We start from the raw sequence: 15485 nt of genomic DNA, 5'->3' as shown, positions 1-15485 counted from the left end.
GTTCTGTCTGAGTTCTTTCTGAACTCTGTTCGGCTCGGTGCGTTTTCCCTTCGGCTTCCCCCGCTCTCACGCATTTTCCTCACCCGGCTTTTCCTGCCGCTGATTCGTCCCCCTTCCGCTCCCAACCCTGCCCTGCCTCGACTCCTCTCCTCTCCCCTCCCCTGCCCTCCCGCACTGGAGTGTCCATGTCTCTTGATCAAGCGCTGCCCGGTCATGCCCCACCCGTCCCCCGTCCCCCCGCCGAGCCGAGGGGCGCCGAGCCGAGGGACGGTGACAAGTCCGCCGAAAGCGCCGGGGAAGCGGGTGCGGTCGTCGGCTCGCCGTTGGAGCGGGTGGTGCCCGTTTCGCGGCGGGGGCGGTCGGTGCCGCGGTGGGTGCGGCGGGCGGTGGGGCCCGTAGCGCTGCTGGTGGTGTGGCAAGTGCTGAGCGCGAGTGGGGTGTTGGAAGAGGGCATTCTGGCGTCGCCCGGGACCATCGCCGCCACCGCGGGCGACCTGCTCGGGGACGGGACACTGCCCTCGGCGATGCTGGTCTCGCTCCAGCGGGTGGCCGTGGGGTTGTTGCTGGGCGGAGTGACGGGCGTGGCGCTGGCGCTGGCATCGGGGCTTTCGCGGCTGGGTGAGGACCTGGTCGACGCGACCGTGCAGATGTTGCGTTCGATCCCTTGGGTGGGCGTCATTCCGCTGTTCATCATCTGGCTGGGAATTGGTGAGGCGCCCAAGATCGCGCTGATTTCGCTGGGCGTGGCCTTCCATCTGTATCTGAATGTGTACGCCGGGATCCGTGGTGTGGACGCGCAGTTGGTCGAGGCCGGAGAGTCGCTCGGGCTGAGTCGCTGGGGCCTCATCCGGCATGTCGTACTGCCGGGTGCGCTGCCGGGCGCCATGACCGGGCTGCGCTATTCGCTGGCCACCGCATGGCTCGCGCTGGTCTTCGGTGAGCAGATCAACGCCGACGACGGCCTCGGTTTCCTGATGAACCAGGCACGGGAATTCTTCCGCACCGACGTGATCGTGGTGTGCCTGGTGGTCTACGCAATTCTCGGACTGATCGCCGACTTCATCGTCCGTACTCTCGAAAGGCTGCTGCTGCAATGGCGACCGACATTCACGGGCCAGTGACCGGCCTGGCGACGGAGAAGGGGACGGATAAGGGCACGGAGGAGCGGACGGAGCAGGCGACCGGGACCGGGGCGGCGAACGCGGCTGCACCTTCGACGGCGGCGTCCTCCTCCCCTTCGGTTGCCGTGCAGGTGGACGGGTTGGTGCGCGCTTTCGGTGACCGGGTGGTCATCGACGGGCTGCAACTCACCATCCGGCCCGGCGAGTTCGTGGCTCTGCTGGGACGCAGTGGCTGCGGGAAGTCGACGCTGCTGCGGGTGCTCGCCGGGCTCGACCGGGAGATCGGCGGCGAGGTGCTGGCCCCGCGCCGCAAGGCCGTGGCCTTTCAGGCGCCCCGGCTGATGCCCTGGAAGAAGGTCTGGCGCAATGTGCTGCTGGGCCTGCCGGGCCGGCCCGAACGCGAGACCGCCGTACGGGCCTTGGCGGAGGTAGGCCTCGGGCACCGTGCGGACGCCTGGCCCAAGACGCTGTCGGGCGGCGAGGCGCAGCGCGCGTCACTCGCCCGGGCGCTGGTGCGGGAGCCGGATCTGCTGCTGCTCGACGAACCGTTCGGCGCACTCGACGCGTTGACCCGGATCAAGGCCCAGCGGCTGGTGGCCGAGCTGTGGCAGGAACGTGGCTGCGCGGTGCTGCTGGTCACCCACGACGTGGAAGAGGCCCTGCTGCTCGCCGATCGGGCGCTGGTGATGGAGGACGGGCGGATCGCGTACGAGACCGCGGTGGATCTGCCGCGGCCGCGCGACATCTCCGATCCGCGATTCGCTGCGCTACGGGCCCGCCTGCTCGCCCGGCTGGGTGTCACGGAGGACACGGAGCAGGCGGCGGAGCTCACCACCCAGGAGCCGGAGAAGCCGGTACTGGACAAGGCACCGGAAGAGGCGCCGGAAGTCGACAACGAGCACCGGAACGCCGGGCAGCCCCACATCCAGAACGAGAACCAGAACGAGAACCAGAACGCCAACCAGAGCACGCATCAGAGCACGCACCAGAACGAGAACCGGGTCGCGGGCCGGAGCACGAATCGGAACGCGAACCGCAACGGAACGGAAGCCCCATGAGATCACGCCACATCACACCGGCCGCCCTGCTGCTCCCCTTCGCCCTGCTGCTGGCCGGTTGCGGTGGTGCGTCGCGGGCCGGCGGAGCCGGCGGGGGGACCGACAGCGGGACCGACGGCAAGGGGTCGCTGACGCTCAACGTCGGGGACCAGAAGGGCGGTTCGGAGGCGTTGCTGCGGGCCGCCGGTGAGCTGGACGACCTGCCGTACAAGATCAAGTGGTCGACGTTCACCTCGGGGCCGCCGCTGCTGGAGGCGGTCAACGCGGGTGCCGTGGACATCGGTGCGGTCGGCAACACCCCGCCGGTGTTCGCCGCCGCGGCGAAGTCGAAGATCAAGGTGATCGCCGCGACGCACAGCAGGTCCGACGGCGAGACGATCCTGGTGAAGAAGGACTCGCCGCTGCGCAGTCCGAAGCAGCTCAAGGGCAAGTCGATCGCGGTGGCGCAGGGCAGTTCCGCGAACTACCAGTTGATCGCCTCGCTGAAGAAGGCGGGCCTGTCGCCGAAGGACGTCACGTTCAACTACCTCCAGCCGGCCGACGCGCTCGCCGCGTTCACCCGCGGCAAGGTGGACGCCTGGGCGGTGTGGGACCCGTACACCGCCCAGGCGCTGGACCAGGCCGACGCACGGGTGCTGACCACCGGTCAGGGCGTCGTCAACGGCCTGAGCTTCCAGGTGGCCGCGCCCTCCGCCCTGGAGGACAAGAAGAAGGCCGCGGCGCTCAAGGACTACACGGACCGGCTGCGGCGGGCGCAGAACTGGGTGTTCAAGCACCCCGACGTCTGGGCGAAGGCATGGGCGAAGGAGACCGGGCTGCCGGAGAAGGTGGCGCTGGAGGCGGTCAAGCGCACCCGGGGGACGGCGGTACAGGTCGCCGTCGACAAGGGCGCCATCGCGTCCGAGAACCAGATCGTCCACGCGTTCGCGAAGCTGAAGCTCATCCCCCGGTCCTTCGACTTCGGGGAGTACGTCGACCCGCGCTTCAACGGTGACCTGCCGCCGTCGGACACGGCGCCGCACACCTACGGAAAGACCGCGCGCGCCGCCGGACAGCACACGACCGCCCACGGAAAGGCCGAGTGAGACCATGTCCGTACACCTTCACTGGTTCCTGCCGACCGGCGGCGACGGGCGGACGCTCGTCGACCGGCATGCGTACACCGACGGGGGCATCCGGCGCGACCGCATCACCCCGGTCAGCGGCGTACGGGCACCGGACGTCGAATACCTGGCCCAAATCGCCAAGGCCGCCGAGCAGTTGGGGTTCGAGGCGGTCCTCACTCCGACCGGTACGTGGTGCGAGGACGCCTGGCTGACGACGGTGGCGCTCACCCAGGTCACCGAGCGGCTGAAGTTCCTGGTGGCGTTCCGGCCGGGGGTGATCTCGCCGGTGCTGGCGGCGCAGATGGCGGCGACGTACCAGCGGATCTCGCGCGGGCGGCTGCTGCTGAACGTGGTGACGGGCGGCGACTCCACGGAGCAGAAGCGGTTCGGGGACCATCTCGACCATGACCGGCGGTATGCCCGTACGGACGAGTTCCTGCAGGTCGTACGCGGTGTGTGGAGCGGAAGGCCGTTCGACTTCCGGGGTGAGCACTACCAGGTGGAGGGCGGTCTGACCGCACTGCCACCGGACCCGCTGCCGCAGATCTTCTTCGGCGGGTCGTCGGCGGCCGCGGGCCCGGTCGCCGCACGGAACGTCGACGTCTATCTCACCTGGGGCGAGCCGCCCGCGCAGGTGAAGGAGAAGATCGACTGGATCCGGGGGCTCGCGGAGAAGGAGGGGCGCACGGTCCGGTTCGGCATCCGGTTGCACACCATTTCGCGGGACTCCTCCAAGGAGGCGTGGGCGACCGCCGACCGCCTGCTGGACGACCTCGATCCGGCGACCGTCGCGGCCGCCCAACAGGCCCTCGGCAGGAGCGAGTCGGTGGGCCAGCAGCGGATGCTGGCCCTGCACGGCGGCTCCCGCGACAAGCTGGAGATCGCGCCCAATCTGTGGGCGGGGGTCGGGCTGGTACGGGGCGGTGCGGGCACCGCGCTGGTCGGCAACCACGCCGAGGTCGCGGACCGGATCGAGGAGTACCACGCGCTGGGCGTCGAACACTTCGTGCTCTCCGGTTACCCGCACCTGGAGGAGGCGTACTGGTTCGGCGAGGGCGTACGGCCCGAGCTGGCCGCCCGCGGCCTGCTCCCTGCCGTGCCCTCCCCACTGGACGCCGTACCGGCAGCGAACGGCCGCCCGGCCTCCGCACCGGGCGGGGCGCCCCTACTGGTGGCGGGCGGGCGCTGAGGGGCTGGTGGGGCGGGGGTCCGGGGCCGGGACCGGGGCTCCGGACCCCGGTAGCCACACGGCCGGGAAGAGATCACCCCCTCCCCCGGTTAGTAGAAACATGAACTACACCGGGGTGGGCGCGGGCACGGTCCCGACATCGGACGCATTCGGCACACTCGCCACCCACCGCACCCTCGCCCCACACGACACCCTCGCCGCGCACCGCACCATCGACAGTCACAGCACCATCGACACCGAGGTCACCCAGGTCGACGTCGTGGTGATCGGCGGAGGCCAGGCCGGCCTGGCCTCCGCCTTCCACCTCCAGCGAGTGGGCTACCGGCCCGACCGCGACTTCGTCGTCCTCGACCACTCCCCCCGCCCCGGAGGCGCCTGGCAGTTCCGGTGGCCGTCCCTGACGTACGGCAAGGTGCACGGGATGCACGCGCTGCCCGGGATGGAGCTGAGCGGCGCCGATCCGGGCCGGCCGTCCGCCGAGGTGATCGGCACGTACTTCGAGACCTACGAGCAGACCTTCGGGCTGCGCGTTCACCGTCCGGTGAGCGTCCTGGCGGTTCGCGAAGGCGCGGACGGGCGCCTGCTGGTCGAGTCGTCGGAGGGGCGGTACGCGACGCGGGCCCTGATCAATGCGACCGGTACCTGGGACCGGCCGTTCTGGCCGCGCTTCCCCGGTCAGGAGACGTTCGGCGGCCGGCAGCTGCACAGTTCCCGGTACGAGGGGCCGGAGCAGTTCCGCGGCGCGCGGGTCGTGGTGGTGGGCGGCGGAACCTCGGCCGTGCAGCAGTTGCTGGAGATCGCGCCGGTCGCGGCCGCCACGACCTGGGTGACGCGGCGGCCGCCGGTCTTCCGCGAGGGCCCGTTCGGCGAGGAGCAGGGCCGGGCGGCGGTGGCCCTCGTCGAGGAGCGGGTCCGGCAGGGCCTGCCGCCGCGGAGCGTGGTGAGCGTGACCGGGCTGCCGATGACGGACGCGATCCGGCGGGGCCGCGAGAGCGGCGTCCTGGAGCGACTCCCGCTCTTCGAACGTCTCACGCCGACCGGTGCGGTGTGGGCGGACGGCCACCGGGTGGCAGCGGACGTGATCCTCTACGCGACCGGTTTCCGGGCGGCCATCGACCACCTCGCCCCACTGAAGCTGCGCGAGCCGGGCGGCGGCATACGGATGGACGGCACCCGCACGCTGCGCGACCCCCGGGTCCACCTCGTCGGCTACGGCCCCTCCGCCAGCACCATCGGCGCCAACCGCGCGGGCCGAGCAGCCGTACGCGACATCCGCCGACTCCTGACGCTACCGCTCCAGCCTGTCCCGTGAAGTCTCCGGAAGCGTGAGGTAGACGACGAACGAGACCAGGCAGAGCGCGGACACGTACCAGGGGAAGAGACCCGCGTGGCCGGCCTGCTTGAACCAGGTGCCGACGTACGGGGCGGTGCCGCCGAAGAGCGCGACGGTGAGGGAGTACGGGAAGCCGATGCCGGCGGCGCGCACCCGCGCGGGGAAGACCTCGGCGTTCACGGCCGCGGCGACCGCGGTGTAGCCGGTGAGCAGCACCATGCCCGCGCACTGCACCAGCAGCAGGGAGACGAACGCGTCGGTGACGAGGTGGAGCAGGGGAACCGCGAGGACCGCGAAGCCCAGCGAGAAGCCGAGCAGCAGCGGTTTGCGGCCGATGCGGTCCGAGAGCAGGCCGCCGAGCGGCTGGAGCAGGGCGAAGAACGCGAGCGAGAGGGTCCCGACGATGAGTGAATCGCCCTTGTCGAAGCCGGCGTTGACCTGGGCGTAGGTGGGGAGGTAGGTCGTCCAGGTGTAGTAGGCGATGGTGCCGCCGGCGGTGATGCCGCAGATCAGCAGGGACTGGCGGGGGTGGCGGCGGAGCGCCTCGAAGAGGCCGGGGCGGTCGGCGGCCTGCTGTTCGGCACTGCGGGTTTCCTGTGCGCCGCGGCGGATCCACAGGCCCAGCAGGCTCAGCAGCGCACCCCCGAGGAAGGCCACCCGCCAGCCCCACTGGGCCATCTGCTGTTCGGTGAGCAGCCCGGCGAGCAGCGCCGCCGTGCCGGAGGCCAGGAGCTGGCCGAGGGTCGTGGAGACGTACTGGAAGCTGGAGAACAGGCCGCGGCGGCCGGGGCCGGCGGACTCGACGAGGAAGGTCGTGGAGGCGGCGAATTCGCCGCCGACGGACAGGCCCTGGACGAGACGGGCGAGGACCAGCACGACCGGCGCGAGGAGGCCGGTGGTGGCGTAGGTGGGGGTGAGGGCGACGAGCAGGCTGCCGCCGCCCATGAGCAGGATGGTCACGGTCAGTGCGGTGCGCCGGCCGCGGCGGTCGGCGACGGCGCCCATCAGCAGCCCGCCGACCGGCCGCATGAAGAATCCGACGGCGAAGACGGCGAAGGTGGAGAGCAGCGGCACCAGGGAGTTGCCGGCGCCCCTGGGGAAGACCTGGTCGGCGAAGTAGACGGCCAGGAAGGAGTACGCGTACCAGTCGTACCACTCGACGGCGTTGCCTATGGAGGCGGCGGCCAGCTGGCGCAGCCGGGAGGCCGGGCGGCCGCCGTCCGGCGCCAGGTCCGCGGTCAGTTTTTCGGCGTTCGACATGGTCCTCCGCTCCGGTTCTTCTCCTCGGCCGGCTGCTGGGGCAGGATGAGCCGACAGGTGATCATGTACCGCGGAAGCGGATGGCCGCCAGAGGCCGGAGCGGCCGAAAGGAGATGGCAACGTGCGCGTAGCACTGTTCGTCACCTGTATCAACGATCTGCTGCAGCCGCGGACGGGCCGGGCGGTGGTGACGTTGCTGGAGCGGCTGGGGGTGGAGGTCGGCTTCCCCGAGGAGCAGAGCTGCTGTGGGCAGCCGCAGTTCAACACCGGCTACCGGCATGCGACCGAGCCGCTGGTGCGGCGCTTCGACCGGGCGTTCCGGGAGTACGACTACGTGGTCACGCCGTCCGGTTCGTGTGCGGCGATGGTGCGGGACAACTACCCGCGGATCGGGGCGAAGGCGGCGGCCGAGGGGCGCGGCCGGGAGCTCGCGGAGGCCGCGGCGCTGGCGGTGCCGAAGACGTACGAGCTGACCGAGTTCCTGGTGGACGTGCTGAAGGTGGAGGACGTCGGCGCGTACTACCCTCATACGGTGACGTACCACCCGACCTGTCACGGGCTGCGGATGCTGGGGCTGGGCGACCGTCCGTTGCGGCTGCTGCGGCATGTGAAGGGGCTGGAGTTGCGGGAGCTGCCGGGTGCCGAGGAGTGCTGCGGTTTCGGCGGCACGTTCGCGGTGAAGAACCCGGCGGTTTCGGTGGCGATGGGCGCCGACAAGGTGCGGCATGTGCTCGACACCGGGGCGGAGGCGGTGTGCACGGTCGACAACTCGTGTCTGCTGCACATCGGCGGCCTGTTGACGCGGCAGGGCGCGGCGGTCCGGCCGGTGCACATCGCGGAGATCTTGGCCGGTACGGAGGCCGGTACCGAGGGGAGGCCCACTACGGACCGTGCGGAGGGTGGCCCCCCTACGGACCGTTCGGCGAGAGGTACCGGCACCGGGGACAGTGGGCGCGGGACGGAAGGTGGCGGGCGATGACTGGAACCTATCTGGGCATGCCGGCCTTTCCGCGGGCCGCGGCCGGCTCGACGCGGGATGCGCGGTTGCGCGCGAACCTCACGCACGCCACGCACACCATCCGCGACAAGCGGGCCAGGGCCGTGGCGGAGCTGGACGACTGGGCGCAGTTGCGGGCCGCGGGGGCCGCGGTGAAGGACCGTACGCTGCTCCGTCTCGACCGGTATCTGGAGCAGCTGGAGGCGGCGGTCGTCGCGGCGGGCGGCCGGGTGCACTGGGCGGCCGATGCGGCGGAGGCCAATCGGATCGTCACGGAACTGGTGCGGGAGACCGGTGAGCGGGAGGTCGTCAAGGTCAAGTCGATGGCGACGCAGGAGATCGGGCTCAACGAGGCGTTGGAGCAGGCCGGGATCCGGGCGTACGAGACGGATCTGGCGGAGTTGATCGTGCAGCTCGGGGAGGATCTGCCGTCGCACATCCTGGTGCCGGCGATCCATCGCAACCGTGCGGAGATCCGTGACATCTTCCGGCGGGAGATGGGGCGTTGGGGGCGTCCGGCGCCGGAGGGGCTGTCCGATGCGCCGGCGGAGCTGGCGGAGGCGGCGCGGCTGCATCTGCGGGAGAAGTTCCTGACCGCGAAGGTCGGGATTTCCGGGGCGAATTTCATGGTGGCCGAGACCGGCACGCTGGTGGTGGTGGAGTCGGAGGGCAACGGGCGGATGTGTCTGACCCTGCCGGAGACGCTGATCTCGGTCGTGGGCATCGAGAAGGTGGTCCCGACGTGGCAGGACCTGGAGATCTTCCTGCAGTTGCTGCCGCGCTCGTCCACCGCGGAGCGGATGAATCCGTACACCTCGACGTGGACGGGGACGGTGGACGGGGACGGGCCGCGGACGTTCCATCTGGTGCTGCTGGACAACGGGCGGACGGACACGCTGGCCGATTCGGTCGGGCGTCAGGCGCTGCGCTGTATCCGTTGTTCGGCGTGTCTCAATGTGTGTCCGGTGTACGAGCGGGCCGGTGGGCATGCCTACGGGTCGCCGTATCCGGGGCCGATCGGTGCCATTCTCACTCCGCAACTCCGGGGCCTGGCGGGTCCGTTGGAGGAGTCGCTGCCGTATGCGTCGTCCTTGTGCGGGGCGTGTTACGAGGTGTGTCCGGTCGCCATCGACATCCCGGAGGTGCTGGTGCATCTGCGCGAGCGGGTGGTGGAGGGCGGTCCGGGTGTCCGTCGCGGGGCCCGGGTGGTACTGAAACCGGCCAAAGGCCATGCCGCGGAGCGGGCGGCGATGCGGGCGGCGGCCTGGGCGTTCGATCATCCGGGGGTGCTGCGCCGCGGGATGCGGCTGGCGGCGCGGACGCGGGGGCTGCATCCGCGGCGGTTGCCGGGGCCGGGGCGGGCGTGGTCGCAGGATCGTGATCTTCCGGTGGTGCCGCCGGAGTCGTTCCGTGACTGGTGGCGGCGGACCCGTGGCGGGTCGTCCGGGCAGCCGTCGCGTGGGGAGGGAGACGCCGGATGAGCAGCAGGGATGTGGTGTTGGCGCGGGTGCGGCGGGCGCTTGCCGAGGTGCCGCGGGACGGCGGGCCGGGTGGTGCGGGGGCGGGTGCGCCGCCGTTGGTACGTGACTACCGGCGGGTGCACGGGGCGCGTACGACGGCGGAGACGGTGGAGCTGCTGGCCGAGAACCTGGCGGAGTACCGGGCGTCGGTGCACCGCAGTGATGCGGCCGGGCTGCCGGCGCTGATCGGCCGGCTGCTGGCGGAGCGGGGTGCGCGGAGGGTGGTGGTGCCGCGGGGGCTGGAGCCGGGGTGGCTGGCCGAGGTGCGGGCCGAGGTGGTCGAGGACCGGGCGGAGCAGACGGCGCGGGAGCTGGATGCGGTGGACAGTGTGGTGACGGGGTGCGCGGTGGCGATTGCCGAGACCGGCACGCTCGTCCTGGATGCCGGGCCTGACCAGGGGCGACGGCGGATCACGCTGGTGCCGGATCATCATGTGTGCGTGGTCCGGGTGCCCGGGCAGGTGGTCGGTTCGGTGCCCGAGGCGTTGCCACGGCTGGTTCCCGGGCGGCCGCTGACGTGGATTTCCGGGCCTTCGGCCACCAGTGACATCGAGTTGGACCGGGTGGAGGGGGTGCACGGTCCGCGGACGCTGGAGGTGGTTCTGGTCGAGGCGGCCGGGGCCGGCGGCGCGGGCGGGGGCTGAGGGGCGGGTCCCGCGGGTGGCCGGAGGGCGACCGCGACAGGTGTGCGACCCCGCTGTCAGTGGGGATTCCTAGACTGATCGGGATGTCTTTCGCACGCTCGGTGCGGGGGCCTGCGCCCGGGGGGAGGGAGCGGACCATGCTGCGGCAGGAGGTCGGCGCACGGCGTTCCGGCGTGGCCGGGGGCGGGTCCGCACCGGTTCCGGGGCCGCCGTCCTTGTCCGCCGGGTCGCCGTCGGCTCCGTCCCGGCTGTTGACGTGGCTGGCGCGGCTGGGGGTGCCGGCGGCGGCGTTCGCGGTGTTCCAGACGCTGGTGGGGATCCTGCCGCAGAATCTGGCCGGTGAGGCGGCGCGGTACTGCCTGGCGGCGACGGCCGGGGTCGGGGTGGGTGCGGTGGTGTGGCTGTCGGCGGCGCTGGTGCGGGCCCGGGGCGCGGCCGCGGCGGGTGGCGGGGTGCCGCCGCCGGGGCCGGTGGCGTCGCCGGCGGGTTCGCTGCCGGAGTTGATGGACGGTGCGTACGCGGCGTTACGGCGCGGGCTGTCGGTGATCGAGGTGCCCGGGCACGGTCCGTTGACGGGCTGGCCGCATTCCCTGGCGGAGAGCGAACCGCCGGTGCATCCGACGGCGTTCGGCACGGCGTACGGGCTGCATCTGCTGCTGGACATCGCGCCGTTCGACGGGCGGATACGCGCGGGTGAGGTGGCGGAGACGTTGTGGCGGCTGCGGCTTCCGGGTGGCGGCTGGGCGGCGCGTTCGCAGGGCAGCGGGGCGCGTCCGGAGGTGACCGCGGTGGTGCTGGGGGCGCTGGCCCGGGCGGGTGCGGATCCGCGACTGCTGGAGGCCGAGATCCATTCCTGTGAGGCGTTGCTGGATCCGGATCACGATGCGTTCGGTCTGGCGAACACCTACGTGGTGACGAATGTGCTGCGGGGGCTGTTGCGTGCGGCGCCGGGTTCGGCGTCGCTGGGCGGACTGCGGGCGGTGCTGGTCAACGGTGCCACGGGGGATCCGGGGCGGGGCCATCACCGTTGCTGGGGTGCGGCGTTGGCGACGGGTCGGGGCAATCCGGCGCCGTCGGCGGTGCACACGGCGCGGGCGGTGGTGACGCTGGACCGGGCCGCGCGGGTGCTGGGTGAGGACGCCCGGCAGCGTGCGGTGCGGGAGGAGGGGCTGCGCTGGTTGCTGGCGGGGGCGGCGCTGCCGGGGGCGGGTGCGGCCGATCTGGCGAACTGCCAGGAGGAGGTGCGGCGGCCGTGGCAGGACGATCCGCTGCATCAGGAACTGTTGTCGGTGCGGCATTTCGGGGCGGCGTGGGTGGCGCGGGCGCTGATGACGGACGGGGCGCGGCAGATCGCGGCGGAGGGGGTGGGGCTGCCGGTGTGGGAGGCCCAGCTGGGCGCCGCGGTGGCGCGGGTGCGGGCCATGCAGCGGGGCGGGGTGTGGCGTTGGGACGACGGGCCGATGGGCAATCCGGTGTGGATGGCGTATCAGGGGCTGTCGGTGCTGCGGCGGTATGCGCTGATGTCCTACCGGCCGTGAGGCCGGCGGGGTGCGGGACCTGGCGGGCCGGCGGGCGGTGCCGGTGGACGGGAGGCGGAGATGCGGGTCGAGGAGGTTCGGCGGCTGCTGGACGATCGGCTGGGTGGTGGGGCGGGGCCGCCGTCGCCCGAGTCGGCGCGTGCGGTGGTGGCCGAGCTGGCGCGGCCGGAGGTGCTGGGTCCGCTGGTGCGCCGATTATCCGCCGGTGCGGTGGACCTTCCGGAGTGCACGCGGCTGTCGTACCGGCATGTGCTGGGTTTCGACAAGCTGTTGTTGTTGCCGGGTGCGCCGCGGTTCATGTTGCGGGTGCATGTCTGGCCCGGCCCGGTGGGTGCGGAGCCGGAGGACATCCACAACCACCGTTGTGTGATCGCGTCGGCGGTGGTGCGGGGCCGGGTGCGGATGGAGCGTTACGAGCCGGCGGTGGAGGGGGTGCCGGCGGTGGTGTACCGGGAGACGATCGACGGGCCGGGCGGGGCGTGGCGGTTGCGGCGGGTCGGTGAGGCGCGGCTGCGTCTGGTGCGTGCGGAGCGGTACGGGGCGGGTCGGAGTTACGGGCTGGACGCCCGTACGCTGCACCGGGTGGTGAGCGAGGAGCCGACGGTGACGCTGTTCCTGGAGACCGCCCCGCAGCGCTCGGTGACCGATGTGTACGTCAGGGTGCCCGGCCGGGCCGGCGGGGTCAGCGGCGGCCGCGTCGGGCGGGCCGGTCCGCCGCCCAAGACTCCCCTCGCACCGGCCGTGTATCTTGCCGAACTCGACGCGCTGGCACGGTCTTTGGGCTGGTGAAGGGGGTGGGGGCGAGGCCCTGGTAGCCGTAGCGGGCGGTCATGGTGCGCAGTCCGGAGGCGTCGAGCCGGCCGCCGAAGACCTGGCGGATGACGCCGAGGTTGTAGGCGTCGACGCCGGCGTCGGCGAGTTCGGCGGGCCGGGCCCAGCGGTATGCCTGGTCGGGGCTGGGCAGGACGACGTCGAGGGTCAGTGGCCGGACGAGGAAGTTCTCCTGGTGGTTGCGGACCCGCCGGCCCTGGTAGTCGCTGAGGAAGCTGGCGGATCCGGTGTGGGCGACGACCGCGCCGAGGAGTCCGGTTTCTTCCTTGAGCTCGCGCAGGGCGCCGGCTTCGGGGGTCTCCCCCGGTTCCAGTTTGCCGCAGGGAACGCCCCATGCGCCGGGCAGGAAGCGTTCGCGGTAGCTGCGGCGGACGATCAGCACGCGGCCGTTGTGGACCACCACCGCCGCGGCGAGATGGGGGTGGGCTGCTGTCTGGTTCATCGCACTTCTCGCATTCCGAGAGGACGGGCGGCCCGGACTTCTCGTCGGCGAGAGGACGGGCGGCAGGCCCGTGGCGGACGTCCACCGTACCGGCCGGTGCTGCGGGGCGGACCGGGCGCGGCGGCGTGGCGAACGGTGAACTGGCGTACGGGGGGCTTGTATTGGCGGCGTGCGGTGTGCACCCCCTTCAGCTGCTCCGGGCAGTGTCGGTGGCGGCCCCCGGCCGGCGGTCGCACGCCCGGTTCAGCTGCCCGGTTCGGCTGCTCAGTTCGGCCGCTCTTCCTGTCCGGGTATGCGGCTGCTCAGTTCGGTTGCTCTTCCTGCTCGGGCAGGGGTAGCAGGCTGCCGCTCCAGCGCTGTTCGTCGTCCCGAGGCGGCGTGACGCGCAGCCCGAAGGCGTTCTCCGCGAGAGCCAGGACGCCGTGCGGCGGCGCCGGCTGTCCGGGAAGGAGACCGAGCGGGCGCATGAACTCGTCGAGCCGCTGGGGGTCCAGGCCGGTCGGGTCGATCGGCTCAAGGGTGTGGAAGTCGACGACGATGCCGCCGTCCACCGCGTACTTGAACCAGTGCATGGGCTTCTCGTTGTAGTACAGGGCGACGGCCTCCGTGCCGTGCGAGACCGCGCGCAGGATCCTCTCGTCCAGCCCGTGGCTGCCGCCCTGCTCCCATGCCCAGGACCACTCGCCGTCGGTGCCGGTCGTCACCACCGGCTCGTCCTCGTCGAGCAGGGTGTCGCCGAACTCGTCGGCGAGGTCCACGGGATCGCGCAGGGCCAAGGTGTCCGGGCCGATCCCCATGCGGGCCAGCAACTCCGTGGGAGACAAACCCTTGCCGAAGGTCAGCGTGTAGAACGGGATGTCCGCACGGAGGGGGTCCAGCCCACGACCTGTGCCTGTACTCGTCATGCCGGGGATCCTGTCACGCCGCACTGACACGCACGCCGACGCCTCGGCCCGGGAGACCGAGGGCTGCCCCGAGCCGATCCACCTCCATGTCGGGTACCCGGGGATCGGCGGCGAAACACCCGAACCGCCGCCCATGAGCCGCCGCGCCGCTTCCGCAGACTGACCCTGGCATGCGTACGTACGCGATCCCTACGCATGCCAGAGGGCTGGGTGGGCCGCGCGCCGGTCAGCAGACTCGCGGTCATCGCCACCGGGCGATCGACGGAGAGAGGCGGCAGACCATGCAGCAGATCGCGGACGGCAACAGCAACGCCGACGACAACGACAACAGCAACAGCAACAACCGCGACGACAACTCGCCGTACTGGCAGGCTGGTTGGGCGGCCTCCGTGCAGCGCCCCAGTGTGGGGTTCCACGAGAACTGGGCGCTGGAGGGGTTCGCGGAGCAGACGGTGCGCCAGGTGGTGCGGGTCACCGGTTCCGGTTCGGCGGCGCGGATCGTGCTGTCGAACCGGTACGGGGCCGGGCCGCTGGAGGTGGCCGGCGCGACCCTGGCCCGTACCGGGGAGGGTGCCGGGGTGCGGGAGGGGACGGTGCGGCGGCTCACGTTCGGCGGGGCGGCGGGCGTCCGGATTCCGGCGGGCGGGGAGGTGCGCAGTGATGCCGTCGAGGTGGCGGTGGCGCCGTTCGAGTCGCTGACGGTGTCGCTGTACTTCGCGCGGCCGACGGGGCCCGCGACCTTCCACGCGCAGGCGTATGCCACGGCGTACCGGGCGGCCGGGGACCGGCTGACGGCCACGGACCCCGCGGTGTTCGGGGAGACGACGGTGTCGTGGTACTTCCTCGCGGCAGTGGAGCTGGCGGACGGCGGGCCGGCGCGGCGGGACACGGTGGTGGTGTTCGGTGATTCGATCACCGACGGTTTCGGCTCGACGGTCGACGGCAACCGGCGCTATGCGGACGCGTTGGCGGAACGGCTCGCGGGGCAGGGCGGGGTGCGGCCGGTGCTCAATCAGGGCATCGGCGGGAATCTGCTGCTGAGCGATTCGGCGTGGTTCGGGGAGCGGGCGGTGGGGCGGTTCCGGCGGGATGTGCTGGACCGGCCGGGTGTGCGGTCGGTGGTGGTGCTGGTGGGGCTGAACGACATCGGGTTCAGCGAGGTCGATCTGCCGACGTACAAGCCGGATACGGACCGGTCCGTGGCGGAACTGATCGCCGGTTACCGCGAGTTGATCGCGGGTGCGCGGGCGGCGGGGGTGCGGATCGTCGGGGGGACGATCATGCCGTTCAAGGGGGCGGAGTACCACACGCCGGGTGCGGAGGCGAAGCGGCGGAAGGTGAACGACTGGATGCGGACCTCGGGCGAGTTCGATGCGGTCGCGGATTTCGCGGCGGCGTTGGCGGAGCCGGGGGATCCGGAGGCGCTGGCGGCGCGCCTCGACAGCGGTGACCACAAGCATCCCGGTGACGAGGGGTACCGGGTGATGGCCGAGGCGGTGGATCTCGCGGCGCTGTGACGGCGAGCGGTCGGGGAGGGCCCG

Annotated in this window: 13 protein-coding genes and 1 pseudogene; 11 read left to right on the top strand and 3 right to left on the bottom strand. The window is 71.9% G+C overall.

The annotated features are described in order from the left end of the window. The first annotated feature begins 185 nt into the window (after positions 1–185). The 5 genes and pseudogenes from V2J85_RS12765 (at position 186) to V2J85_RS12745 (ending at position 5786) form a co-directional block, all read left to right on the top strand. Entirely contained in the window at positions 186–1121 is a 936-nt protein-coding gene (locus V2J85_RS12765; protein WP_261954566.1) for an ABC transporter permease, read from the top strand. Beyond that, positions 1094–1942: pseudogene (locus V2J85_RS12760) on the top strand (ABC transporter ATP-binding protein); the annotation flags it as partial. The gene V2J85_RS12765 and the pseudogene V2J85_RS12760, both read left to right, overlap by 28 nt. Positions 1943–2175: 233 nt before the next feature. Continuing rightward, on the top strand, positions 2176–3264 hold the full coding sequence (locus V2J85_RS12755; RefSeq protein ID WP_330821629.1) for an ABC transporter substrate-binding protein: 1089 nt from the start codon (positions 2176–2178) through the stop codon (positions 3262–3264). Positions 3265–3268: 4 nt separating this feature from the next. Then, entirely contained in the window at positions 3269–4474 is a 1206-nt protein-coding gene (locus V2J85_RS12750) for an LLM class flavin-dependent oxidoreductase (RefSeq protein WP_330821628.1), read from the top strand. 100 nt (positions 4475–4574) lie between these two features. Then, positions 4575–5786: an NAD(P)-binding domain-containing protein gene (locus tag V2J85_RS12745; RefSeq protein ID WP_261954569.1), complete on the top strand. Its 1212-nt coding sequence runs from the start codon at positions 4575–4577 to the stop codon at positions 5784–5786. On the opposite strand, the gene V2J85_RS12740 is transcribed toward V2J85_RS12745, so the two are convergent. After that, positions 5763–7067 (bottom strand): MFS transporter, encoded by a 1305-nt coding sequence (locus V2J85_RS12740; RefSeq protein WP_330821627.1) that lies wholly within the window; start codon positions 7065–7067, stop codon positions 5763–5765. The two genes, V2J85_RS12745 and V2J85_RS12740, sit on opposite strands and share 24 nt — an antisense overlap. Positions 7068–7188: 121 nt before the next feature. Here V2J85_RS12740 and V2J85_RS12735 point away from each other — a divergent pair, with 121 nt between their 5' ends. From V2J85_RS12735 to V2J85_RS12715, 5 genes are all read left to right on the top strand, one after another. Beyond that, the gene (locus V2J85_RS12735; RefSeq protein ID WP_330821626.1) at positions 7189–8046 is read left to right on the top strand and encodes a (Fe-S)-binding protein; all 858 of its coding nucleotides are present in this window, start codon (positions 7189–7191) and stop codon (positions 8044–8046) included. Next, positions 8043–9545: a lactate utilization protein B gene (locus V2J85_RS12730; protein ID WP_330821625.1), complete on the top strand. Its 1503-nt coding sequence runs from the start codon at positions 8043–8045 to the stop codon at positions 9543–9545. The genes V2J85_RS12735 and V2J85_RS12730 overlap by 4 nt, the downstream gene beginning before the upstream one ends. Beyond that, positions 9542–10228, top strand: a complete 687-nt coding sequence (locus V2J85_RS12725) for a LutC/YkgG family protein (RefSeq protein WP_261954573.1) — start codon at positions 9542–9544, stop codon at positions 10226–10228. Before V2J85_RS12730 ends, V2J85_RS12725 begins: the two co-directional genes overlap by 4 nt. 137 nt (positions 10229–10365) lie before the next feature. Continuing rightward, a complete protein-coding gene (locus tag V2J85_RS12720; protein ID WP_261954574.1) occupies positions 10366–11766 on the top strand; it encodes a hypothetical protein in 1401 nt (466 codons plus the stop codon). Positions 11767–11826: 60 nt separating this feature from the next. After that, positions 11827–12555 (top strand): hypothetical protein, encoded by a 729-nt coding sequence (locus tag V2J85_RS12715; protein WP_261954575.1) that lies wholly within the window; start codon positions 11827–11829, stop codon positions 12553–12555. Here the strand turns inward: V2J85_RS12715 and V2J85_RS12710 are convergent. Continuing rightward, positions 12449–13039 (bottom strand): NUDIX hydrolase, encoded by a 591-nt coding sequence (locus tag V2J85_RS12710; protein WP_315975431.1) that lies wholly within the window; start codon positions 13037–13039, stop codon positions 12449–12451. The genes V2J85_RS12715 and V2J85_RS12710 overlap by 107 nt on opposite strands. Positions 13040–13341: 302 nt before the next feature. Continuing rightward, entirely contained in the window at positions 13342–13944 is a 603-nt protein-coding gene (locus tag V2J85_RS12705) for a DUF6461 domain-containing protein (protein WP_261954576.1), read from the bottom strand. A 281-nt stretch (positions 13945–14225) separates the two neighbouring features. On the opposite strand from V2J85_RS12705, the gene V2J85_RS12700 reads away from it, so the two are divergent. After that, complete coding sequence (locus V2J85_RS12700) at positions 14226–15461, top strand: SGNH/GDSL hydrolase family protein (RefSeq protein ID WP_330821624.1); 1236 nt, start codon at positions 14226–14228, stop codon at positions 15459–15461. Positions 15462–15485 lie beyond the last annotated feature (24 nt).

It is taken from the genome of Streptomyces bugieae, assembly GCF_036352915.1.
In the GTDB taxonomy this organism is placed as follows: Bacteria; Actinomycetota; Actinomycetes; order Streptomycetales; family Streptomycetaceae; genus Streptomyces; species Streptomyces endophytica.
This window is presented reverse-complemented; position numbering and strand designations above follow the sequence as displayed.

Bases quoted from the DNA above. Each gene is read 5' to 3' on its own strand.
- V2J85_RS12765 (WP_261954566.1), top strand. From the start codon at position 186: ATGTCTCTTGATCAAGCGCTGCCCGGTCATGCCCCACCCGTCCCCCGT.
- V2J85_RS12740 (WP_330821627.1), bottom strand. From the start codon at position 7,067: ATGTCGAACGCCGAAAAACTGACCGCGGACCTGGCGCCGGACGGCGGC.
- V2J85_RS12705 (WP_261954576.1), bottom strand. From the start codon at position 13,944: ATGACGAGTACAGGCACAGGTCGTGGGCTGGACCCCCTCCGTGCGGAC.
- V2J85_RS12725 (WP_261954573.1), top strand. From the start codon at position 9,542: ATGAGCAGCAGGGATGTGGTGTTGGCGCGGGTGCGGCGGGCGCTTGCC.
- V2J85_RS12750 (WP_330821628.1), top strand. From the start codon at position 3,269: ATGTCCGTACACCTTCACTGGTTCCTGCCGACCGGCGGCGACGGGCGG.
- V2J85_RS12720 (WP_261954574.1), top strand. From the start codon at position 10,366: ATGCTGCGGCAGGAGGTCGGCGCACGGCGTTCCGGCGTGGCCGGGGGC.
- V2J85_RS12730 (WP_330821625.1), top strand. From the start codon at position 8,043: ATGACTGGAACCTATCTGGGCATGCCGGCCTTTCCGCGGGCCGCGGCC.
- V2J85_RS12710 (WP_315975431.1), bottom strand. From the start codon at position 13,039: ATGAACCAGACAGCAGCCCACCCCCATCTCGCCGCGGCGGTGGTGGTC.
- V2J85_RS12755 (WP_330821629.1), top strand. From the start codon at position 2,176: ATGAGATCACGCCACATCACACCGGCCGCCCTGCTGCTCCCCTTCGCC.
- V2J85_RS12745 (WP_261954569.1), top strand. From the start codon at position 4,575: ATGAACTACACCGGGGTGGGCGCGGGCACGGTCCCGACATCGGACGCA.
- V2J85_RS12715 (WP_261954575.1), top strand. From the start codon at position 11,827: ATGCGGGTCGAGGAGGTTCGGCGGCTGCTGGACGATCGGCTGGGTGGT.
- V2J85_RS12700 (WP_330821624.1), top strand. From the start codon at position 14,226: ATGCAGCAGATCGCGGACGGCAACAGCAACGCCGACGACAACGACAAC.